Source organism: Candidatus Scalindua japonica, from assembly GCF_002443295.1.
GTDB classification, from domain to species: Bacteria; Planctomycetota; Brocadiia; order Brocadiales; family Scalinduaceae; genus Scalindua; species Scalindua japonica.
In genome coordinates, this window is record NZ_BAOS01000003.1 from 120,380 (window position 1) to 142,315 (window position 21,936).

18 protein-coding genes are annotated in these 21,936 nt (G+C 39.4%); 16 read left to right on the forward strand and 2 right to left on the reverse strand.

Annotated elements, in window-relative coordinates; genetic code table 11:
- The first annotated feature begins 367 nt into the window (after nucleotides 1–367).
- The 11 genes from SCALIN_RS01945 (at nucleotide 368) to moaC (ending at nucleotide 13,979) form a co-directional block, all read left to right on the forward strand.
- Complete coding sequence (locus SCALIN_RS01945) at nucleotides 368–1,318, forward strand: ethylbenzene dehydrogenase-related protein (RefSeq protein ID WP_096892578.1); 951 nt, start codon at nucleotides 368–370, stop codon at nucleotides 1,316–1,318.
- Between the two features lie 50 nt (nucleotides 1,319–1,368).
- Nucleotides 1,369–2,631 (forward strand): 4Fe-4S dicluster domain-containing protein, encoded by a 1,263-nt coding sequence (locus SCALIN_RS01950; protein ID WP_096892579.1) that lies wholly within the window; start codon nucleotides 1,369–1,371, stop codon nucleotides 2,629–2,631.
- A gap of 56 nt (nucleotides 2,632–2,687) precedes the next feature.
- Nucleotides 2,688–3,284: a hypothetical protein gene (locus SCALIN_RS01955; RefSeq protein ID WP_096892580.1), complete on the forward strand. Its 597-nt coding sequence runs from the start codon at nucleotides 2,688–2,690 to the stop codon at nucleotides 3,282–3,284.
- A gap of 117 nt (nucleotides 3,285–3,401) precedes the next feature.
- Nucleotides 3,402–4,175 (forward strand): TorD/DmsD family molecular chaperone, encoded by a 774-nt coding sequence (locus SCALIN_RS01960; RefSeq protein WP_096892581.1) that lies wholly within the window; start codon nucleotides 3,402–3,404, stop codon nucleotides 4,173–4,175.
- Entirely contained in the window at nucleotides 4,078–5,151 is a 1,074-nt protein-coding gene (locus tag SCALIN_RS01965; RefSeq protein ID WP_133111610.1) for a hypothetical protein, read from the forward strand. Before SCALIN_RS01960 ends, SCALIN_RS01965 begins: the two co-directional genes overlap by 98 nt.
- A 48-nt stretch (nucleotides 5,152–5,199) precedes the next feature.
- The gene (locus tag SCALIN_RS01970; protein ID WP_096892583.1) at nucleotides 5,200–8,691 is read left to right on the forward strand and encodes a molybdopterin-dependent oxidoreductase; all 3,492 of its coding nucleotides are present in this window, start codon (nucleotides 5,200–5,202) and stop codon (nucleotides 8,689–8,691) included.
- A 282-nt stretch (nucleotides 8,692–8,973) separates the two neighbouring features.
- Nucleotides 8,974–10,719, forward strand: a complete 1,746-nt coding sequence (locus SCALIN_RS01975; protein ID WP_096892584.1) for a B12-binding domain-containing radical SAM protein — start codon at nucleotides 8,974–8,976, stop codon at nucleotides 10,717–10,719.
- A 103-nt stretch (nucleotides 10,720–10,822) separates the two neighbouring features.
- A complete protein-coding gene (locus tag SCALIN_RS01980; RefSeq protein WP_096892585.1) occupies nucleotides 10,823–11,431 on the forward strand; it encodes a 4Fe-4S dicluster domain-containing protein in 609 nt (202 codons plus the stop codon).
- Between the two features lie 54 nt (nucleotides 11,432–11,485).
- Complete coding sequence (locus SCALIN_RS01985; protein WP_096892586.1) at nucleotides 11,486–12,361, forward strand: Mrp/NBP35 family ATP-binding protein; 876 nt, start codon at nucleotides 11,486–11,488, stop codon at nucleotides 12,359–12,361.
- A 32-nt stretch (nucleotides 12,362–12,393) separates the two neighbouring features.
- Nucleotides 12,394–13,371 (forward strand): GTP 3',8-cyclase MoaA, encoded by a 978-nt coding sequence (gene moaA / locus SCALIN_RS01990; RefSeq protein ID WP_096892587.1) that lies wholly within the window; start codon nucleotides 12,394–12,396, stop codon nucleotides 13,369–13,371.
- A gap of 128 nt (nucleotides 13,372–13,499) precedes the next feature.
- The gene (moaC, locus tag SCALIN_RS01995; RefSeq protein ID WP_096892588.1) at nucleotides 13,500–13,979 is read left to right on the forward strand and encodes a cyclic pyranopterin monophosphate synthase MoaC; all 480 of its coding nucleotides are present in this window, start codon (nucleotides 13,500–13,502) and stop codon (nucleotides 13,977–13,979) included.
- 159 nt (nucleotides 13,980–14,138) lie between these two features.
- Here moaC and SCALIN_RS02000 read toward each other — a convergent pair whose 3' ends face one another.
- Nucleotides 14,139–14,777 (reverse strand): chemotaxis protein CheX, encoded by a 639-nt coding sequence (locus SCALIN_RS02000; protein ID WP_096892589.1) that lies wholly within the window; start codon nucleotides 14,775–14,777, stop codon nucleotides 14,139–14,141.
- A gap of 184 nt (nucleotides 14,778–14,961) precedes the next feature.
- Nucleotides 14,962–16,689: a glutamine--tRNA ligase/YqeY domain fusion protein gene (locus SCALIN_RS02005; RefSeq protein WP_096892590.1), complete on the reverse strand. Its 1,728-nt coding sequence runs from the start codon at nucleotides 16,687–16,689 to the stop codon at nucleotides 14,962–14,964.
- A gap of 224 nt (nucleotides 16,690–16,913) precedes the next feature.
- Here SCALIN_RS02005 and SCALIN_RS02010 point away from each other — a divergent pair, with 224 nt between their 5' ends.
- From SCALIN_RS02010 to SCALIN_RS02030, 5 genes are all read left to right on the forward strand, one after another.
- Nucleotides 16,914–17,282, forward strand: coding sequence for a response regulator transcription factor (locus tag SCALIN_RS02010; RefSeq protein ID WP_096892591.1), 369 nt, complete (start codon nucleotides 16,914–16,916; stop codon nucleotides 17,280–17,282).
- A gap of 254 nt (nucleotides 17,283–17,536) precedes the next feature.
- Entirely contained in the window at nucleotides 17,537–19,588 is a 2,052-nt protein-coding gene (gene gspD / locus SCALIN_RS02015) for a type II secretion system secretin GspD (protein ID WP_133111612.1), read from the forward strand.
- A gap of 153 nt (nucleotides 19,589–19,741) precedes the next feature.
- Complete coding sequence (locus SCALIN_RS02020) at nucleotides 19,742–20,116, forward strand: prepilin-type N-terminal cleavage/methylation domain-containing protein (RefSeq protein WP_162532107.1); 375 nt, start codon at nucleotides 19,742–19,744, stop codon at nucleotides 20,114–20,116.
- Nucleotides 20,113–20,850 carry a PulJ/GspJ family protein gene (locus SCALIN_RS02025; protein ID WP_096892594.1) on the forward strand — a complete coding sequence of 246 codons (738 nt, stop codon included), beginning with the start codon at nucleotides 20,113–20,115 and terminating at the stop codon, nucleotides 20,848–20,850. The genes SCALIN_RS02020 and SCALIN_RS02025 overlap by 4 nt, the downstream gene beginning before the upstream one ends.
- A complete protein-coding gene (locus SCALIN_RS02030) occupies nucleotides 20,754–21,935 on the forward strand; it encodes a type II secretion system minor pseudopilin (protein WP_096892595.1) in 1,182 nt (393 codons plus the stop codon). The genes SCALIN_RS02025 and SCALIN_RS02030 overlap by 97 nt, the downstream gene beginning before the upstream one ends.
- Nucleotide 21,936 lies beyond the last annotated feature (1 nt).

Consider the following 21,936-nt stretch of genomic DNA (forward strand, 5'->3'; position numbering starts at 1 on the left):
CGTATGGACATTCTATTAGGGATTTATGCGAATAGTGGTATTTATCTAATTATTTCATTTTGTTTAAGATCATTTCGATGCACACCACAGTTTCCATGTCCATTTCCAGAAAAAGAACAATGAGCAGTTTGTTTTTTTATAATAACCGCTTTTATTGTAGATGTTTACAATAACCATTGTTCGTCTGGATAGCATTAAGTCAAAAACATTATTTTGAAATTTCATATTTAATCATTTTTGCTGTTGAGTTTTTGTCGATTTGACTTATAATGTCTTTGTCTTTTTTTAATTAGTATATCATGTGTAAATATATCAGGTACATCTTTTAAGTTAAGTTCATTTTAAATTTTTAGTGGAGGTAATAGTCATGTTGAGAGGCCTTATACGAAAGTCTGTTTTCCTGGGAAGCGCTTTTGTCGCAATGTTCTATCTATGTAGTGGTGAGGTTTTCTCACAAAGCCTTGAGCAGGAGGCAACAGTAGAAGAGAACATTCCTACTGATGAAGGGGTTACCGCTAAGTACGTAGCTGTAGATATTGATGGGGCAGCTGAAGCCCTTGCGCAGGCGGAATCATATAAAGTTAATTTGCAGATACAGGATAGAGCATTTCCAAACGGTGGAGGCTCTGTTGCGGAAGTTGAGGTTAGTAGTATTCATAACGGTGAAACGATTTTCTTTTATGTCACATGGAACGATGCAACAAAGAATGATAGGGCGATTAAACATGAACAGTTCAGGGATGCAGTTGGTTTTATGTTCCCTTTAGGTATTGTTGAAATATCTCCCAGGACTCCTTTCAGTCCAAGAATGGGAGATAGGGGAAAACCGGTAAATATCTGGCATTGGAAAGCTGACTGGGAACGCGATTTACATGCAGATGGTAAATATGAGCACATGGAAGATCAGTATCCAAATATGTTTACAGATTTTGATTTTGATCCTAATCCGGATTATTTTAACAAAAAAGTACACGATAGTGTTCCGCTTATGTCTGGAGGGATAGCTGCGGGATCTTTACTGTCTACTCCCAGGGGTAGGTCTGTGGAAGATCTGAATGCTATCGGTTTTGGTACGCTGACCGCCCAGACCCATCAGGATGTTAATGGTACGGGTTATTGGAGTGAAGATAAATGGCATGTTATGGTCTTCAGGCCATTGATGACTCCGGATCCTAATGATGTTCAGTTTGTACCGGGCGAAACAACTTTCTTTAATATGGCAGTCTGGAATGGTGAAGAGGGTGATAGAAACGGTCTAAAGTCTGTCAGTATTAGGTGGAGACCGATAACGTTAGAACCAACGAAATATACTGAGTAAATAATTTAGTGAAACGACAAATAATTACATAGATAATAAGGAGGAATATTATGACGCTTGTTCACAACTGGCACCTTGGGAGAACGATGGAGTATCCATACTTTGAGTCAAGGCCGGAACATCAGTTTGCTGCAGTTTTTAATACAAACAGGTGTATTGCCTGTCAGACCTGTACGATGGCCCACAAGAGTACCTGGACTTACAGTAAGGGGCAGGAGTATATGTGGTGGAATAATGTTGAAACAAAGCCGTATGGCGGATATCCTCAGCATTGGGATCAAAAGATTTTGCAGATGTTATGGGATAACGGTAATAATCCTATGGAATGGTTTACCTCTGAAGATGATAAAAACGAAGCTACTGCTCCTTACGGACTTTATAATGGTGATACTATTTTTGAGCTGGCAAAAACGAAAGGCCTTAACCAGGTAGCAGTGGGATATATCCCTGATGATAAAGAGTGGAGATTCCCCAACATATACGAAGATACTGCTGCCAGTGAAAAGACAAATTATGAGACTGGGCCGGCTGCGGAGTCATCTGAGTTGCCTGAGCATAAGAGATGGTTTTTCTATCTTCAGAGGGTATGTAATCACTGTACTTATCCTGCATGCCTGGCTGCGTGTCCCAGGAAGGCAATATATAAACGTAAGGAAGACGGTATCGTTCTGATAGACCAGAAACGCTGCAGGGGCTACAGAAAGTGTGTTGAGCAGTGTCCATATAAGAAGCCGATGTACAGAGGTGAAACAAGAATGTCTGAAAAATGTATTGCTTGTTACCCCAGAGTTGAAGGGAAGGATCCTATTACAAAAGGCAGAAGGATGGAGGCTCGTTGTATGGTTGCCTGTGTGGGTAAGATCAGATTGAATGGTCTTCTGACCGGTGATTATAAGAAGCCTGATCCTAAGAACCCGATGGACTGGCTGGTTCATGTGCATAAAGTTGCATTGCCACTGTATCCGCAGTTTGGTACTGAGCCTAACATTTATTATATACCGCCGAGATGGGCGCCAAGAAGTTATTTGAGGCAGATGTTCGGTCCTGGAGTTGACGAGGCTCTTGATAAATATGCTTCACCTTCAAGAGAACTTATGGCTGTTCTCGCGCTTTTCAGATCTACGCAGACTATGCTTTCGAGATTTGAGATTGAGGATGGTCCTAAGATTTATGAGACAGAAGTAATGGGAAAGAAGGTCGAAGTGTATAACGATACCGTGATCGGGTTTGCTGCCGACGGCACGGAGATGGTCAGGTTAAAGGTTGAAGAGCCAACTTGGGAGAGTGACGAAAAACGAATGGTCACATATTAAATTAAAAGTAATTACACAATTAACTTGAAATCTGATAAATGGAGGAAATTAGAGATATGAAATATCCGAAAATACTATGTGTTCTTAGTATATTCATTTTTATGGGTATTGGGATCACAGGGGTTAAGCATGTAGTGGCGGAAGAGTGGGCTCCAAGCTTTGAGGCCTTTAAGTCTACAAATGAACCGGATTATCATCAAAGGCGTAACGGCAATATTGAATGGCATTTGTTCCATGATGCACCTGCGCCGGAAACAAAAACTGACAAACCGAACAATTCCGATTTTTACTGGATAGAGGGTGATGGTGCATGGCATAAAAGAATATTGGAAGTTGAAGATACTTCTGCGCTAAGTCATTTGACTCCGGCGAATGTTCCGGAATCAAAATATCATAGTCCTTGTCCATTATGTGGTTATGCCACATATTTCTGGTTGAATACTGGTGACATGGATGATGATACTGAAACGCATGTAAAAGGTGATTTCCCGGGTTGGAAGAGAGCTGACGGTATCTGTCGCAACTGTTTTGAATGTTATCAGCTCAGGGCTGGTAAGTTTTATGAAGGTAGTGCTGCATCTGCAACTGATGAATATGTTATCGGTTATATGAAGTCTCCACAGATACAGGATTATTTCAGCAATGTGAAGTAATAGATTCAGGCAGTGGTGTCATCCGAGACGTTACTTAAGTTTTTAGAATTTGTTTTTCTTTATCCAGCCACTTATTAAGAAAGTGGCTAAAGATAAAGAAAATATAAGAGGAAAGTTATGGTAATTAAAATTAATGAAAATGTAGGCGATTTGCTTGCGGCAAGTCAAATCTATCAATTCCTTTCAACATGCCTTCTTGAGCCAAATAAAGAGGCTTTAGATCTGCTGCTTAATGATGACTACATGGCCGAGGTGAAAAACTGCATTGAAATAAGTGGAAGTAGTCAAATGCTGGAAACCTTCGATCTGCTGCAGAGGAGGGTGGAGGGTGTTGATGTTGAGGGGCTGGCGTGGAGCTATCGTGCTACATTTGGCGGTTCTACTGTTGCGATGGATTGCCCCCCTTATGAGATGTACTACAGCGGTTCGCAGATTTGGCAACAAACTCAAGATCTTGCCGATATCTCAGGAATGTATAAGGCTTATGGGATAGAGATTGAAGAGGACACGACCACAAGTAGATGGGACCATGTAGCGGTTGAATTGGAATTTCTGCATTTTTTGACTTATAAAATTGCATATGCAATAGAAAACCACAGCGAAAAGGAACAGGAGTCCTGTATTTCAGGTAAAAAGAAATTTTTGTATGCCCACATCGGCAGGTGGATAAAGGCATTTTCAACGTCAGTTATTAAGAAAACACCTGAAGAGTTCTATCGCCATGCTTCGGCATTGGCGAGCCTTTTTATTCATATAGAAATGCTCAAGTTGTCTGTTGACGCGGAAGAGATAGATGAATATATGGGTAACGAACCTGATTATCTTCAGAGGCTTGAAGGTAAAAGCGCTATGGCTTGTGATTCATGCATGGATGAGGAAAAATATGACTGAACTACAGGAAGAACAAGTTGAAACTCTTGAAATTGAATATGATCATCAGTTGGTTGATGATATTGTGTGTAAGGGATTGTTGCGGCAGGAAACATCTGGAGACTCCGCTTTATACAATGAGTATCATAAGAAAAGAGATGCTATTTATGAAATGGAGGAAGAGAAAAGGCCAAGGCGTTTCAGGGAACTTGATGTGGAGTTCTTTAATCGATTAGGTTATGGAGCCTTCCTGAGAGATGCATTCGATGAGTATCCTGACATAGAGGAAATGGTTAAGGAGGTTCATGTCAGGAGAGCTACGACACGGAAGAACGAGGGTTCTAATCTTGTAGATGAGGGTACTAAAGTCATCATCAGGCTATATCCCGAGCTTTTTATTGAGGGTCGCGATGAAATACGTAAAGTTATCAGGCATGAACTTATGCATGTTTCTGACATGATAAATAGTGCCTTCGAATATAACGTACATGAGGAATTTGCGACCTCTCCTATGGAAGAGCGAATAATCACTGATAGATATAGGCTTTTCTGGGATATTTCTATTGATGGCCGTTTAACTAAAAAAGGACTCGAGACTACCGCATCCAAAGAGGAGAGAAAGAAAGAATTTGATTCATTCTTTAGTAAAATCCCTGAAGAGACAAGGACTGTAATATTTGATAGAATATGGAATGCGGATGAAACTTTTACACATAACAGAATGGTTGAATTATCTAAAGACACAAACAAAGTCCTTGCATTAGCTGCAGGGAGCCGTTCTGCTGAAGAACTGGTAGAAGAATCAAAGGCCCTTGGTCCTGTTCCTGGAACGACCTGTCCGCTTTGTGGTTTCCCTTCATTTGATTGGATAGAGGAAGTTGCCCAAGATGAGGACATTGCCAAAATAATTAATGAAGAGTTTCCGGATTGGAAGCCACAGGATGGAGTCTGCGAAAGATGTGCGGAATATTATAAGATTAAAGCAGGTAAGTGGTAGTTTAAAAGTGCGAATAAGTATTTTTTATATAAAAATAGGAGGATATGTATGAAGCTAACGCGAAGGACGTTTATGAAGGTTGCGGGAGGTGTTACTGCGGCTGTCTCAATACCTATGAGAAATGCTCTGGCTTTTAATTCTTTAAAGCCGGCAGTAGAGGTAGATAATCCTCTCGATTCTTATCCCGACAGAAACTGGGAAGACGTGTACAGAAATCAGTACAAATATGACCGTTCATTTCCATTTGTTTGCTCACCAAATGATACTCATCAATGTCGTGTAAGAGCATTTGTGAGAAACAGCGTCGTAATAAGGGTGGAGCAGGATTATGAGCATCAGGATTACGGTGATATTGAAGGAAGAAGACCACAGAGGTCTTGGAACCCGAGGATGTGTCTGAAGGGTTTTACTTTTTTCAGAAGAGTATATGGACCACATAGGTTAAGGTTCCCACTTCTTAGAAAAGGCTGGAAACAGTGGGCGGATGACGGTTTTCCTGAGTTGGACTGGGATGCCAGAGAGAAATATAAATTTACATCCAGAGGTACTGATGAGCAGTTAAAGATGTCTTGGGATGACATAATTGATTATGTGGCCAGAGGTATGATCCATATTGCAAGAGAGTACAGTGGAGAAGAAGGGAAAAAGAAGCTGCTGGAAAGAGATAAGTATGCTCCGGAGACCCTAACACATTGGAATGGTGCTGGTACGAGATGTTTCAAAAATCGTGGGGGTATGGGTCTTCTTGGTGTTATTGGAAAATACATGGGGATGTACCGATTCTCTAACACGCTTGCACTTCTTGATGCTAATATAAGAGGTGTCGGACCTGATAAAGCAATGGGCGGCAGAAGATTTTCAAATTACACATGGCATGGTGATCAGGCTCCAGGACATCCATATGTTCATGGATTGCAGGCATCTGACGTTGATTTTGCAGATCTCAGATATTCAAAATTGATTATACAGGTTGGAAAAAACCTTATAGAGAACAAGATGCCTGAGGCACACTGGCTGACTGAGATCATTGAGAGGGGTGGTAAAATGGTCGTAATTACGCCCGAGTACAGCCCTTCAGCGACAAAGGCCGATTACTGGATCCCTTGTCGAACCGGTATATCTGATACAACAATTTTCCTTACTATGACAAAGATCATAATGGATAACAAATGGTATGACGCGGATTTTGTCAAGAAATTTACGGATTTCCCACTCTTGGTGAGGACAGATACGCTTAAGAGATTGAAAGCAGAGGAAATTTTTGCAGACTACCATCCACCTGATCTTGACTATAGTATGAATGTGCAGGGCCTGAAGAAGAAACAACGGAAACAGCTGGGCGATTTTGTTGTGTTTGACGAGAAAACCAAAGAATTTAAGGCTATCACCAGGGAAGATGTTGGTAAGAAAATGGTAGCTAAAGGTATAGATCCAGCTCTTGAAGGAACTTTCAAGGTTAAGGTTATAGATGAAGATAATGAGTTTAAGGGAGGCTATGACTCTCATGAGCCAAGATGGAAGGAAGTCGAAGTGATGACTCTTTTTGATCTTTACAAGATTCATCTCAGGGATTTCGATGTAAAGACTACTGCCGATATAACAGGCTCTCCTGCTCATCTTATTGAAAGGCTTGCAAAGGATTGTGCAACAATTAAACCTGCGGCAATTCATTATGGTGAAGGAATTAACCATTATTTCCATGCAACACTCCATAACAGAGCAACATACCTGCCTTTAATGCTGACAGGTAACATTGGTTATCATGGTTCAGGTTCTCACACCTGGGCAGGTAATTATAAAGCCGGTAACTTCCAGGGATCAAAGTGGTCAGGTCCTGGATTCAAGGGTATCATTGCAGAGGATCCATTCAGGATGAATCTGGATCCGCATGCGGATGGTAAGGATATTCACGCTCATAGTTATGCAATGGATGAAGAGGTTGCATACTGGAACCATGGAGATACTCCTCTTATTATCAATACTCCAAAGTTTGGTAGAAAGAGTTTTACCGGAGAGACTCACTATAATACACCGACTAAGGTTCTATGGTTTAATAATGTTAACTTGCTTAATAATGCAAAATGGGTCTATGAGATGTTTAAAAATGTTAATCCCAGGATTGATCTTATCATCTCAAGTGACATAATGATGACATCATCCATACAATATGCCGATGTTGGGTTTCCGGTAAATTCATGGATGGAATTTGAACATTATGAGGTTACATGTTCCTGTTCTAATCCATTTCTTCAGGTATGGAAAGGTGGGATTAGACCATTGCATGATTCTAAGGATGACGTTATGGTCCCTGCACTTGTTGCCAAGAGAATGGGTGAAATACTTGGCGACGGAAGATTTGCTGACTACTGGAAATTTGCACTTGAAGAGAGACCAGAGGTTTACATGCAGAGACTCTTTGACGGTAGTGTTCCTACAAGAGGGTATAACGTAAACGATATGATCGCCGGTAAGTATGGTGTACCGGGTGGTGCAATGCTGAACTTTGGTACCTATCCAAGGACGCCAATGTATGAACAGGTCGTTTATGACCGTCCGTTCCATACAGATGATGGAAGGCTTCATTCATATTGTGATATTCCCGAAGCGATTGAATACGGTGAAAACTTTGTATGTCACAGGGAAGCGGTAGAGGCAACACCTTATATGCCAAATGTAATAGTCAGTACAAATCCGTATATTCGACCTGAAGATTATGGTATTCCAAAAAACCATATGGGTGCTGACGAACGACATGTAAGAAACATCAAAATGCCATGGAGTGAAGTTAAGAAAACGAAGAACCCATTGTGGGAAAAAGGGTACAGGTTCTATTGTGTAACTCCGAAAACCAGACACAGGGTCCATTCACAATGGAGTACAGTGGACTGGAACCTTATCTGGAATAATAACTTCGGTGATCCATATAGAATGGACAAACGAAGCCCAGGCGCTGGAGAACATCAGTTGCACATAAATCCAGCCGCTGCAAAAGATCTGGCTATCAATGATGGTGACTATATTTACGTTGATGCAAATCCTGTTGATAGACCATACAGGGGTTGGAAACCGAATGATCCATTCTATAAAGTAGCAAGGCTTATGGTGAGAGCAAAGTATAATCCGGCGTATCCATATCATACTACGATGATGAAACATTCAACTAATGTCGCCACAGAGAAGAGTGTTAAAGCGCATGAAACGAGGAAAGATGGCATGGCAATGTCTAAAGATGGATATCTTTCAAATTTCAGATATGGTTCTCAGCAGTCAATAACCAGATCGTGGTTAATGCCGATGCATCAGACAGATACTCTCTTCCACAAGAAGAAAGTTTTCATGGGATTCATGCATGGTGGTGAAGCTGATAATCATGTTATTAATACGACTCCTAAAGAAACGCTTGTCAGGATTACAAAGGCTGAGGATGGAGGATTAAATGCGAAAGGAGTTTGGGAACCGGCAAGAACAGGTTTTACTCCTGCAAATGAAAGTAAATTCATGAAACTGTATCTTAAAGGTGGAACCACAACGATCGAATAATTTTGATGATGTAGTTTTGTATTTGAGTGCAGTATGTTTCGTATAAGATTTTAATGTGATTTTAAAAGCCCCTGACTTTATTGTCAGGGGCTTTTTTAATTTGAAGTACAGAAAATAGCATTTATAATAGATTAATAATGTTAATTCGCTATTTCTGTAAAAGTTTACACTTCGACTCTGTTCGGGATTATTTAAAGTTTAGCAAAGTCAAAATTTATTAGGCAGCTATAGCTTACTATTTTCAAATATTTGATTATGCAGTTTAATTTTTGAGGAGTATATTTGCAGGTTTCCCTAGTCTTTCCACCTTCCTGGATACCATCTCAGCCATTCCTGAGTCTTCCGTCATTACAGGGTTTTTTAAAGAAGAGGGGAGTAGAGAATGTCGCTATACGTGATTTAAATATAGAGATAATGGATGTATTGCTTTCTTCTGATAAAATCAGAAATACATGCGCTGAAATAGAAAATAGATTGAGTACAGGAAAAAACACAATTGGTTCTGGAGAAAACCATGAAGAAGTATATTCCAGGTTAAACTGGGCCAGAGAAGTGATAGAAAGAGAGAATATGGTTCAGAATGTAGAATGGGCAAAGTCAACATTGAAATCTAAGGGTTTTTATGAAATTGATGATTATGTAGAGTGTTGGAAGATAATTGATAGATGGCTGCAGGCGTTTGGAATGCTTTATTACCCATCTGAAATATCAATTGCAGACAATTCCATGAGATACAGTGTATATTCCTCTGAAGACGTAATAAAAGCTGTTAATGATAAACATGAAAATCCGTATCATAGCCTGTTTGATGAACACATCATGGATTCTTTGACAAATGATGGACTTGATTTACTGGGAATATCTGTTACTGCGACATCTCAGGTAATGCCCGCTTTTACCTTGGCAAGTCTGGTAAAGGAAAAGAACAGAGATATTCATATTACGATGGGGGGTAGTGTATTTACAAAGTTGATTGATAATCTTCAGCAAAATCATCTGCTTTTTGATCTTGTTGATAGTTTTATTGTGTTTGAGGGTGAACATGCACTTCTAGGTCTTATAGAGCAGCTTAACGGAAAGAAGGATTTCAGTAAGGTGCCTAACCTTGTTTATAAAGAAGGTAAAAGAATCCGTGTCAACCAACCTTTTCATATTGAAGACATCAATGAACTTCCAACACCGGATTATGATGGTTTTCCACTGGATCGATATTTATCTCCAAGGAGAGTTTTACCTTTACAGGGATCGCGGGGTTGCTATTGGAGAAAGTGTACGTTCTGTAATCTACATGTAGATAATTTAAAATTCAGATTAAGGAATCTGGATTTGGTGCTTGAAGATATCGATCGGCTTAAAGAGAAGTACAGTATGGAATACATGTTTTTCAGTGATGAGTGTATGCCGGTTAAACAGTTGGATAGCGTGAGTTCGAGATTAATAGCAAAGAAAAATAATATTAAATGGATGGCAGGTGTAAGATTTGATAAAGGGCTCACAAAGGACATATTGAGTAAAGCGCGTGAAGCTGGCTGTCTTAAGATGGTTTTTGGACTTGAGTCTTCCAATAAAAGAATATTGTCGTTAATGGATAAAGGAATAGAGACTGAAATCACGAAGAACATTATTGATAATTGTGATAAAACAGGTATAGCTATTCATATGTACGTTATTGTTGGCTTTCCATCAGAAACAAGAGAGGAAGCTTTGGAAACTCTTGATTTTGTGATATCTAATGACAAATTTCTGAATTCAAAAGGTTCCTCTTGTCTTGCATGCCTTTTTGAGTTGGAAAAACACGCACCGATTTTACGTGATCCTGGGAAATATGGATTGACTAAAATAGGACATCCTAAACATGATGATTTAAGTCTTGGTTATTTCTACGAGACAGACGGCGGCATGACACCTGAAGAGTCAGGTGAAGTTTACGAATATGTAAGATCAGAAATAGATAAAAGATTACCAATATTTCCGTACAATTTTTCTATGTCAGATGGATTGTTATACTTAGACCAACAACCCCCTTAGTTTCCCCCTTAAAAAAGGGGGGACTAAGGGGGGTTGTTTTACCTCTGCCAAAAAATTCAGCAAATATGTTGTGAATTATAACGTATTAAAGAGATAAAAGAAAATGAGTGACGAGATTATAGACCAGGGAAGAAGGACTTTCTTCAAAGAGACATTTTCCTATTTTGGGAATGCTGTCAGTGAGATAGTAAAAAACAAGGTGGAGGCTGTTACCAAAAACAGTTCTGGACTTAGTTTGCATGCTAAAAAAAGGCGATACATCAGGCCACCGGGTGCGGTGCGCGAAGAGGAATTTATTGCTTTGTGTACCAAGTGTGATGAGTGTATAAAAGTTTGCCCACATGAGAGTATCAGAAAACTGAATAAAGATTTTGATATTGCAGACGGCACACCAATAATAGTACCAGAAGAAACACCTTGTTATCTGTGTGAAGATTATCACTGTATAAAGGCATGTAATGATGGTGCGCTGGTTGCGGTGAATAAGGTTGAAGAAATAACGATGGGACATGCATCTATAAATGAAGATAATTGCATGGCATATGGTGCTCAATTTTGTGAACAATGTGTGAGGAATTGTCCTGTCCCGGATGCAATTTATCTGGAAGATAATAAACCTGTAGTGAGAAGAGAAAAGTGTGTTGGTTGTGGTATTTGTGAAAATGTATGTAACACGGTAAACCAGCCAATTGCCATCAAGGTTGTTCCTTAACATTAAAAGAATTTAAATACTATTAAAACATACAAATAAAAAGGTTAACTACTTATGGAAGAAAAGTGTGAAAGGCCATTTACCTGTGATTTTTGCCCCGATTTTGAGACCTGTAAAAGACCAGAAAAAGGACAGAATCACAATGATTGGGCATTAAGTAACAGGATGTCTAAGATAAAGAAAAAGATTATTATCATGTCTAATAAGGGAGGTGTTGGTAAGAGTACGGTAACTGCTAATCTTGGAGTGGCTTTAGCAGAGATGGGCTATAAAGTAGGAATTGCTGATGTGGATATACACGGCCCAAATATTCCTAAGATGCTTGGTGTGGAAGGAGGCAGGATGAAGGAAACTGAGAATGGTATTGAGCCACTGTCCATTAATGACAATCTCAAAGTAGTCTCAATTGCCTTTATGCTTCCAAATCCAGAAGAGCCTATCGCGTGGAGAGATGCAGCAAAGCAACCTTTTCTTTGTGACCTTGTTCGTATTTTTAACTGGGGAGAGCTTGATTTTCTTCTGTCCGATTTACCTCCAGGAACAGGTAACGAGCAGATTACGATGATTGAGGAAATTGGAAAGGCGGGAAAGGTGGATGGTGCCATTATCGTTACAACTCCTCAGGATGTTGCTCTCCTGGACGCGCAGAAGGCTATCTTGTTCGCGCAGGACTATGATGTACACGTTATTGGAATTGTTGAAAATATGAGTGTACTGACGTGTCCTCATTGCAGTGGAGAGATTGATGTATTTAAATCAGGAGGAGGCGAAAAAATTGCGAAGAAAATGAATGTTCCGTTTCTTGGTAAGATTCCTCTTGATCCGGAAATTGCTTCGAAATGTGATGAAGGCAAGGCTTTTGTATCAACCAACAATAATTCAAAGAATTCTTCAGCACTTATGGAAATAGCAAAGAAAATTATTGCATAGTCATCTAAATTGACAAATTAAGTGAGAAATAAATGATTGATAAACATTCCAGAAAGATTAGTTATCTTAGAGTTTCTGTTACTGATTTGTGTAACTTAAGGTGTGTATATTGCATGCCACCCGGAGGGTCAGAATTGAGTGAAAGGGATGAAATTCTGAGTTTTGAAGAGATACTAAGGATAATAAAACATGGGGTAACCCTTGGTGTAAACAAGATAAGACTTACCGGAGGAGAACCACTCGTAAGGAGAGGTATTACTACTCTTATTAAACAAATTACAGATATTGATGGTATTAATGATATAGCATTAACTACAAACGGGGTTAACCTGAAGGAGTATGCGGGTACTTTGAAAAAGAGCGGCCTTTCAAGGCTGAATATTAGTCTGGATACTTTACGTCCGGATCGGTTTGCTGATATAACCAGAGGTGGTAATGTTCAGGACGTATTTGATGGTGTGGAAGAAGTCTTGAAGGTCGGTTTTACTGGCACAAAGATGAATGCAGTAATAATGCGTGGACAGAATGATGATGAAATACTGGATTTTGTCCGCTATATTTTGGAGAGAAACATAGAGTTAAGATTTATAGAGTTGATGGCTTCCGGATGGAAGAATATGGTTGATGCAGACAGATTTATGCCGTCTTCAGAGATAAAGGAGAGAGTGCAGGAGATTGGCGAGCTGGTTCCTGTGAATGAAAGAGTAGGGGGAGGTCCTGCTACGATTTACAGAATGAAGGGAGCGTTGGGGACAATAGGATTTATCTCAGCGGTTTCAAAACCATTTTGTAGTACTTGTAATCGTCTGAGACTTACGTCTGATGGAAAATTACGTTCATGTCTGTTGAGTGGTGGAGAGGTTGATGTCAGGGGTTTATTGCGCTCTTCTCATCTTGACGAAGAGGAACTGGCTAACGAGTTAACAAAAGCATTTAAAAAAGTGACAACTATGAAGCCTATAGTACATTCAGGAAAAAACAAGGCGGTAATGAATCAAATTGGCGGATAATAAGTGAAGGCGAGTCTGTTGACTCCTCTCTTTCGAGAGGAGTCAAATACTGGAATCCTCTCGAAAGAGAGGTTAGTCGCTCTGATGTTATACAGAGCGGATTAAAAGCTTTAAATTTAATTACAAAAATGAATAATCCAACACTAACACACATTGATAAGAACGGCGCTTCTCGAATGGTAGACGTGAGCAATAAGGATATTACCGAACGTATTGCGGTAGCTCATGCGTCTGTGACCATGAATTCCCAAACATTCAGATTAATAATGGATAAGCAGGTGAGAAAGGGAGATGTGCTTGAAGTAGCTCGCGTTGCAGGCATAATGGCGGCAAAAAAAACAAGTGAACTGATTCCGATGTGCCATCCGCTTAATATAAATTCGGTTAAGATCGATTATACCAATAATAGTAAGGATACAATTGAAATCCTGGCAGAAGTTAAGATAACAGCGAAAACAGGCGTTGAGATGGAAGCACTCACTGCGGTTTCAGTGTGTGCTCTTACAATTTACGACATGTGTAAATCCGCAGATAAATCAATGCTCATAAGTGACATCTTTCTTGTCAATAAGAGCGGTGGTAAGAGTGGTACATTTATAAGGGCTTAGGCATGAATTTTTGCTGGATGAAACGATTAAAGTATTACCTATATTAAACTATAGGTAAAGAGAAATTAAGCTTTATTGAAATGTATACTGCTTATTAAAAATGCATATTGGCCAGAAGTCTATTTTTTGACAAACGCGGCGGGGTTGCTATTATCCGGGTTATGATTTCAATTGCACTATCTCTTCTTTTAGTTTACTTATCTCTTCTTTTAAAGCTTTAATCTCTCTATCTGAAATAGATGCTGCTGTATTCTCTTCCGGGACGGCATTAGGTTGTACTCCTACAAGAAACGCACCGTTATCATATTCAACTTTTGTCATGACCCAGGAAAAAGATGCCTGTGAATCAAGTGCAAAATCTACACCTCCTTCACTGCTGCTCGCGTCCCTGCCATCTGAAGAGGCAATAGATAAATGTCTGCCGGCGATTACCCATGGCGTTAGTAGGTGCATGTCCCCAAGTGTGTCTGTGAGTTTTACTTTTGCAACTCCCGCAATCATGTTGACAAGTTCACCCATACCATCTTTGATTTCATCGTTAACTTCAACCGTATCTGTACCCAACATCGAGTTGGCAATATTACATGCAACTGCAGCAGAGGAGAAGATCGCGATTTTTCCCATATATTGGTCACCAAAGAAGTGAAGAGAGGAGATTAAATCAGTACTAACGTTCTTTTCGTCCTTCACGAATGACTCCTGTGTCTTTACCTCCATCATCAGCATAGTGGTAAAGACTTCGTTTGTAGCCTCATTAATAGCTTTTGTTATGCCACCCTCTAATTCTTTAATGTCCATTATATCCTTCCCTTCAAAATCAAATATTCAAAATAATTAATAGTGAGATAATGTAGTTGCTTTATTACTACTATGTTGATTATCGGTAAAATATTAAATAACTTAAATATATTGTTGAGCGAAGCTGCAATAGCATGGTGTAGAAATACCAATGATTTGACTGCAGGAAAAGACAAAATCAATATTATTTAATTTGTCCCCTCTTTTGGATTTTAGCCCAGGTGTCACGCAGTGTTACCGTTCTGTTAAAGACAATTTTCTCTTTTGTGGATTCTGCATCCGTACAGAAGTAACCAAGTCTTTCAAACTGAAATCTATCGAGTGGCCTGGTATTTTTGAGGCATGGTTCAATCATACAGCCTGAGAGTGTTTTGAGCGATTGTGGGTTCAAATTTGATTTGAAGTCTTCACCGTCTGCTGTCTCTTCAGGATTTTCTCTGTTAAAGAGGTGGTCGTAAAGTCTGACTTCCGCATTTAGTGCATGTGCTGCAGACACCCAGTGAATAGTCGACTTTACCTTACGTCCGTCAGGTGCGTTTCCACCACGTGTTGCCGGGTCATAACTGCAATGTATCTCTACGATATGCCCTTTGTCATCTTTGACGACATCTTTACAGGTTACAAAATAAGCATAGCGTAGCCTTACTTCTCTACCTGGTGCCAGGCGGAAAAACTTTTTGGGAGGGTCTTCCATGAAATCATCCTGCTCAATGTACAATACTTTCGAAAAAGGAACCTTTCTGGTACCTGCCTCCGGATCTTCCGGATTGTTTACCGCGTCCATCCACTCTTCCTCTTCTTCAGGATAATTGTCTATTACTACCTTTAATGGTTTTAATACTGCCATAACACGATTTGATGTTTTATTCAGGTCTTCGCGAATACAATGTTCCAACAGTGCAAAATCAATTGTGCTGTTAAACTTGTTTACCCCGATACGCCTGCAGAATTCACGAATTGATTCCGGGCTGTATCCGCGCCTGCGCATTCCACTGATAGTTGGAATACGGGGGTCATCCCATCCATTTACGTGTTTTTCCTCGACCAACTGCAGTAGTTTACGTTTACTCATCACGGTATAAGTGAGTTCTAATCGCGCAAACTCAATCTGTTGAGGGTGATGGACTTCAAGTTTGTCAAGATACCAGTCATAGAGCGGCCTGTGATTTTCAAATTCCAGTGTGCAGATAGAATGGGTAATACCCTCAATGGAATCTTCCAGCCCATGTGCCCAATCGTAGGTGGGATAAATTCTCCACTTGCCTCCAGTACGGTGATGGTCTGCATGTAAAATGCGGTACATAACAGGGTCCCGCATGTTCATATTGGCAGATGATATATCTATTTTTGCTCGAAGTACACGGGTGCCGTCTTCGAACTCACCTGCTTTCATTCTATCTAAAAGGTCCAGATTCTCTTCGATACTTCGGTAGCGGTATGGGCTCTCTTTGCCCGGAGAAGTTAAAGTGCCGCGATATTCTCTCATCTGTTCCGGGGTCAGATCACAGACATAGGCATGGCCATTTTTGATTAATTGAACTGCATAATCATACATTTGATCGAAATAATCTGAAGCATAGTATAGATGTTTGCCCCAATCCCAGCCCATCCAGCGAACATCTTCCCGGATAGATTCTACGTATCTGGCTTCTTCCATAACAGGATTAGTGTCATCAAACCTCAGATGGCAGCGTCCACCATCATTTTCAGCAGCAATGCCAAAATTCAGGCAGATTGATTTAGCATGTCCAATATGAAGAAAACCGTTTGGTTCAGGAGGGAATCTTGTTATTACTTTACCGTCCCACTTCTTTGTCCGGTTGTCTTCAGCTACAAATGTTCTGATAAAATCTACTGAAGGTTGTTTTCCTGTTTCATTATCTCTTTTTTGTTCGTTATTATGTTGTTCCATTTAACTCGCATTAATAAAAAATTGTTCTGTATTTATATAATAAACCGGATATATTATCAACAATCATGCATTATTTATAGTTTAAAGTTTTAAATGCTATCTTTATAATGAGGTGTAGGTATTGACATTCATTCTTTTGTTAGATACAGTGACATAATTTGATTTAAAAGAGAAATAACAAGATATATCTTTTTAAACGAAAGAGGGAAGGGATAAGGGTTTAGATGAAAAATGTGCTAGTAGTCGGTCATTGCGACTTAGACCATCCACAAATTACTTCATTGATAGAGAATAACTTTTCTGCCAAGGTAACAAGGGTGAAACTCTTAAAGAAGACAATAGAGCACCTTGAAAATCAGGCTTGTGATTTAGTTATTATTAACAGGATAGGGGCATTTGATCAGGAGAGCGGTCTGGAATTGATTAAGAGAATGAAAAATGATAATCGCTTTGACGTTCCATTGTTGATGGTCACTAACTACAAAGATAAAATGGATGAAGCGGTAGGGTTTGGAGCAGTGCCGGGATATGGTAAGGACAAGTTGCACGATAAAGAGACTTTGGAATTGTTGGGAAAGTATTTAAGCGAGTAACGATATCTTATTTCAAAGTTAAATTTTTTATTCTTAATGAGAAGAATATTTGAAATTAATGGTATATTTACTTAGAGTTGATTGTTCAATCGGGTCTTCGATTTATACCTTGCTTTTCTTTGTACAATAATATACTATTTTTTATAAACTCTTAATAACAAGCAAGATATGTACTCTTGTCCTGGATTCCAGAAAGGTCTTTTCTCAGCTGTTATAGATCTGGAACGCTGATTTTTTTCGCGAAAATTAAATATATGAATAAGAACTTTCTACTTATTTTACTTTCTTTGATCTTAATGATTGAAGCAGGCTGTAAGATAACTCCTGACAAAAATCAGGACAGTGCAGAAAATGTAGCTGTTAAGAAAGATCAAGAGAAAACTGAAATATCAGAGAGCAGGCAATGGGAATGGGAAATATCTTCAAACAGAAAGCCAGATATTGGGAAGGAAGAGAAACATGCACCCAGTGAGGTCCATTATCCTCAACAGATGCCAGGGCGAGAGGCTGCTCAGGCAAAAGTTCCGGAAGGCAAGAAAATTGACATAACATTTAACTTTCAAAATGCTGATATTAAAGAGGTTTTGAAAGTTATTCTTGGCGATATAATGGGTTTAAACTATGCCATCGATAAGAGAGTTACTGGTGTGATTACGCTTAGGACAGAAGGCAGATTTTATAATAGTGAATTGATGGATATCGTACAGGCAACTTTAAATATAAACGGATTTGCCATAGTTAATGACGGTAAGATATCTAAAGTTCTGCCTATACAGGAAGCCAGAGGCGAAGCAAGGATTGTACAGTTGGATAGCAGTATAAAACCGGGAGGCCGGGAAGTGATTACACAGTTAATACCCTTAAAACATGTGGTGCCACAGGCCATCATTCCGACACTGAGAGGACTATTGACTAAAGCCGGCTTTGTTATCGCCCCAAATGATACGCATGCGCTTGTCATTTCCGATAATGTTACGAATATGGTCCGGCTGTTGAAGGTTATAGATACATATGATGTCCCGTTTTTTTCCGGTAAGGTATTAAAGTTCTATGAGATAAAGTATGCTGATCCTGTTGCTCTTGCTAAGGACCTGGAGCTGGTCGCGCAAACGCTTGGTGCAAGCACCAAGTCCCCAAAAATGGACATATCATTTATACCATTTCAGGATACTAATAAAATAATGGTTGCAACATCTATACCTGAACTCCTGGATTCCGTAGACTCGTGGATTGCTAATATCGATATTCATATAGGGGTGTATAAGCCGAAAATGTATATTTATAAAATGCAGCATGAACAGGCAGAAACTACAGTTGCGATTTTAACAGAATTGTTTAAAGAAAAAATTACACCGGCCGATAAAAACATTAAAGGCGGAACAGAACCCATGAAGATTATTGCCGATAAGAACACAAACGCTATTATTGTAAAAGCATTGCCTTCCGATTACCAGAGTATCAAGGCTATTATACAGAAGATTGACGCTACTCCACAACAGGTACTAATAGAGGCAATAATCGCGGAGGTGACTTTGACGGATGCTCTGGACCGTGGAGTCGAGGTGTTTTTCAGGTATGGGGGGGCCAGCGCAAGCGGAAAACCAAAGGGGGCGGTCGGATCACTCTTACCCACAGGTATAGTTTCTGGTGATACAGGTACTTTGGCTGGTGGTGTCAGAGCATTTACTTTTAACAGAGACATAGATACAATATTTAATTTTATTGCTTCTGAGGGACAGACTGAAATACTTTCTTCGCCACATATCCTTGTTCGTGACGAACAGACGGCAAGCATCCAGGTAGGATCGTCTGAACCTGTATTATCGGGTACCAGTTCAGCAGGGGCAGGTACCGCTGGAACCACAGTGGCAAATGTACAGTATCGCGATATTGGAAAAATACTCACGGTCACCCCGCGAATCGGTGAAAACAATATGATTACACTGGATATCACGCAGGAAATCAGTGAAATTGCAAATACATCACAAGTACCAGATACCCCGAATTTTACAATCAGGAAAACAGAGACATCGTTGGTCGTCATGAGTGGCCATGCAATATACCTGGGTGGTATTATTGATACTAAAGATGAGGTAACAGTAAAAAAGCTTCCCTATCTGGGTGACATACCCTATCTTGGTAAAATATTCAGGTCACTGGACTCATCTAAATCTAAAACAGAGTTAATGATACTGCTCACACCTTATATTATTAATAAAAATGATGATGCAGATAGATTAACCAGTGAATTCAAAAACAAATTAAAGCAAATAGCAAAGATGCAAAAGAAGGAAATGGTGAAATAACTTTTAAGAGAGTGTGCTTGTTATTGAATGATAAATTGAAAGCTATAAAGATATGTCACCAGGAAGCGGGAAAAAGTTTGGCTACATTGACTTGTTTTTATGCGGTTTAGTGGTAATACTCATGATATGTTTTGGAGTGAGGAAAATAGTATTATGATGCCAAAAAAGAGCCACAGTGGCTTTACCATCATCGAGGTCGTCGTCGCGCTTGTTATTGTAGGAGTGTCCATAACAATCTTTGTAAGGCTTTTAGGAAGTTCAGCAATGCTTAGAGGTAAAATTAACGACTATGATAAAAGGATGGAAATTGCTGTTACTAAGACTGAACAATCTTTCCTTGGACTGATAGATGTCGGTTTAGATCTGGACAATGATAAGAAAACAGTCCAGGGTAAGATTAAGGGCAGGGACATCAACTGGAGTGTAGAAGATGAAAGCGTTGACGGTTTCAGAGGATATGAGAGAGATGTGTACTTCTATACAGTGTCAGTTGAAGGTGTTAACATTTCAAGTGTAGGCATTAGATGAGAAAGAGCAAACGCTCATTACATGTCGAACGGGTAAATGTGTCAATGCGCGAGAGGGAGAGTATAACAAATGTAGTAGTCTCATTTCAAAAAGGGTCTACTAAACAACCATGCACCAGAGCATTTACTTTATTAGAGCTTATAATTGCACTTTCTATTGGTACGGTATTAATCCTGCTCGTGTCCTTTGCTATAAGAACAGGTTTTTTTCAGATGGAGAAGGGGAGTAAGTGGCTTGAGGATAGATATAGAGATAACTGCGCATTATTCTTTTTTCACCAACAGGCAACATCGATGAGGAATGAGTTAATTAATAAAGATATTATTTTTGATGGCAATTCAGATAAAATTATTTTTGTGACCTCTGTTTCTCTGGAAAGAAGTTATGGATTAGGATTGATGATGGCCTATTATTATACTGAAGTAGATGGTGAAAGTTTCAGCCTGAATTATAAGGAGAAGCGATTTGTTCCGGGTGAAAACCTGAATTCATTTAAGGACCAAAATGATTTAATGTTTAATGATAGTGAAGCGGTTGAGATTGTTAATGGGTATGACAATATTTCGTTTCAATATCTTGGATTACAGGAGCACGTGGACGTAGTTTCCACTAAGTCGGATCTTGAATGGAAGGATGAATGGCTATTAAACAATTTGCCAAAAGCCGTAAAAGTTGTGTTTGCAAAGGGGGGCGAAACCCAGGAATTGATAGCCCCTGTAATGGTTATGTATTAATCTTTGTTTTATGGTCAATTACAATCCTGAGCATGGTTGCACTGGGGTTTTCTAAAGATACTAAAACGGCTGTTCTGCTCAAATCTATCAGTGCTGACAGGGTAAAGGATTCATATGCCGCCAGGGGTGCGTCTCTCTATGCATTTGCCAAAATGTCAATTGTCAATAGTGGATCGAGCACAAAAGCTAAAGACAAGTATAAAGACAGTGGTAATAGCCATACTCAGGGAGCGGACGGTTTCGTTGCACCCGGGGATCTTCCAAAAGGAGGATCCCCGCCAATTGATGCAGGGGCAGATAATGAGGATAGTGATTCAGAGCAAAGTGATAAAAACAGTGATAATAAGTGGATCCCTGGTAAGAATCCATATTCCGTAACTATAGGAGATAGAGATTGTGATGTATATTTAACCTCTGAGAACAGAAAAATTAATATAAATGGTTTAAATGATAAAAATAGAGAATTCTTTGTAACCTTTCTCAAAAAGATGGATATTGACGCTTTTGATGCAGACATAATTGCCGATTCGATACTGGATTGGATGGACACAGATGATCTGACACACATTAACGGAGCTGAAGACGGGTTTTATGGATCTCTGCCTGAACCTTATAAAGCTAAGGACGCACCTTTCGACTCTATTGAGGAATTGGCTCTGCTGCGAGGTGTAACTCCTGAAATATTTAAGAGTATAAGAGATTTTACAACTATTTACGGTGGTAAAGAAATAAGAGTTAATATAAACATTGCATCAAAGGAAATACTGAGTTCAATACCTGGCTTGTCTGATGACATTGTTGATGAATTATCTCTCTATATTGAGGAAAATGGTATAATTGGCGATATAGAGGAATTGAAGGAAGTTTTTTGGGGTCTTGGAATAATTGGTGACAGTTTTGAAGATATAAAACGTTTTTTGACCCTGGAAAATTCAGATTATATATCAATAAGCGCATTTTCTAAAAAAACTGGTAGTAAGCAAAAACAGTCAAGCGAATCAAGAGCACTTCATGGGTACGATTATAAGTTGATTGTAGGAAAGGAGGGTAACAGGTACAAAATATATGCTGCGTATCCTGAATAAA

Coding starts and splice junctions, on each gene's coding strand:
- SCALIN_RS01945 (WP_096892578.1), top strand. CDS start 368: ATGTTGAGAGGCCTTATACGAAAGTCTGTTTTCCTGGGAAGCGCTTTT.
- SCALIN_RS01950 (WP_096892579.1), top strand. CDS start 1,369: ATGACGCTTGTTCACAACTGGCACCTTGGGAGAACGATGGAGTATCCA.
- SCALIN_RS01955 (WP_096892580.1), top strand. CDS start 2,688: ATGAAATATCCGAAAATACTATGTGTTCTTAGTATATTCATTTTTATG.
- SCALIN_RS01960 (WP_096892581.1), top strand. CDS start 3,402: ATGGTAATTAAAATTAATGAAAATGTAGGCGATTTGCTTGCGGCAAGT.
- SCALIN_RS01965 (WP_133111610.1), top strand. CDS start 4,078: ATGAATATATGGGTAACGAACCTGATTATCTTCAGAGGCTTGAAGGTA.
- SCALIN_RS01970 (WP_096892583.1), top strand. CDS start 5,200: ATGAAGCTAACGCGAAGGACGTTTATGAAGGTTGCGGGAGGTGTTACT.
- SCALIN_RS01980 (WP_096892585.1), top strand. CDS start 10,823: ATGAGTGACGAGATTATAGACCAGGGAAGAAGGACTTTCTTCAAAGAG.
- SCALIN_RS01985 (WP_096892586.1), top strand. CDS start 11,486: ATGGAAGAAAAGTGTGAAAGGCCATTTACCTGTGATTTTTGCCCCGAT.
- moaA (WP_096892587.1), top strand. CDS start 12,394: ATGATTGATAAACATTCCAGAAAGATTAGTTATCTTAGAGTTTCTGTT.
- moaC (WP_096892588.1), top strand. CDS start 13,500: ATGAATAATCCAACACTAACACACATTGATAAGAACGGCGCTTCTCGA.
- SCALIN_RS02000 (WP_096892589.1), bottom strand. CDS start 14,777: ATGGACATTAAAGAATTAGAGGGTGGCATAACAAAAGCTATTAATGAG.
- SCALIN_RS02005 (WP_096892590.1), bottom strand. CDS start 16,689: ATGGAACAACATAATAACGAACAAAAAAGAGATAATGAAACAGGAAAA.
- SCALIN_RS02010 (WP_096892591.1), top strand. CDS start 16,914: ATGAAAAATGTGCTAGTAGTCGGTCATTGCGACTTAGACCATCCACAA.
- gspD (WP_133111612.1), top strand. CDS start 17,537: ATGAATAAGAACTTTCTACTTATTTTACTTTCTTTGATCTTAATGATT.
- SCALIN_RS02020 (WP_162532107.1), top strand. CDS start 19,742: ATGATGCCAAAAAAGAGCCACAGTGGCTTTACCATCATCGAGGTCGTC.
- SCALIN_RS02025 (WP_096892594.1), top strand. CDS start 20,113: ATGAGAAAGAGCAAACGCTCATTACATGTCGAACGGGTAAATGTGTCA.
- SCALIN_RS02030 (WP_096892595.1), top strand. CDS start 20,754: ATGGCTATTAAACAATTTGCCAAAAGCCGTAAAAGTTGTGTTTGCAAA.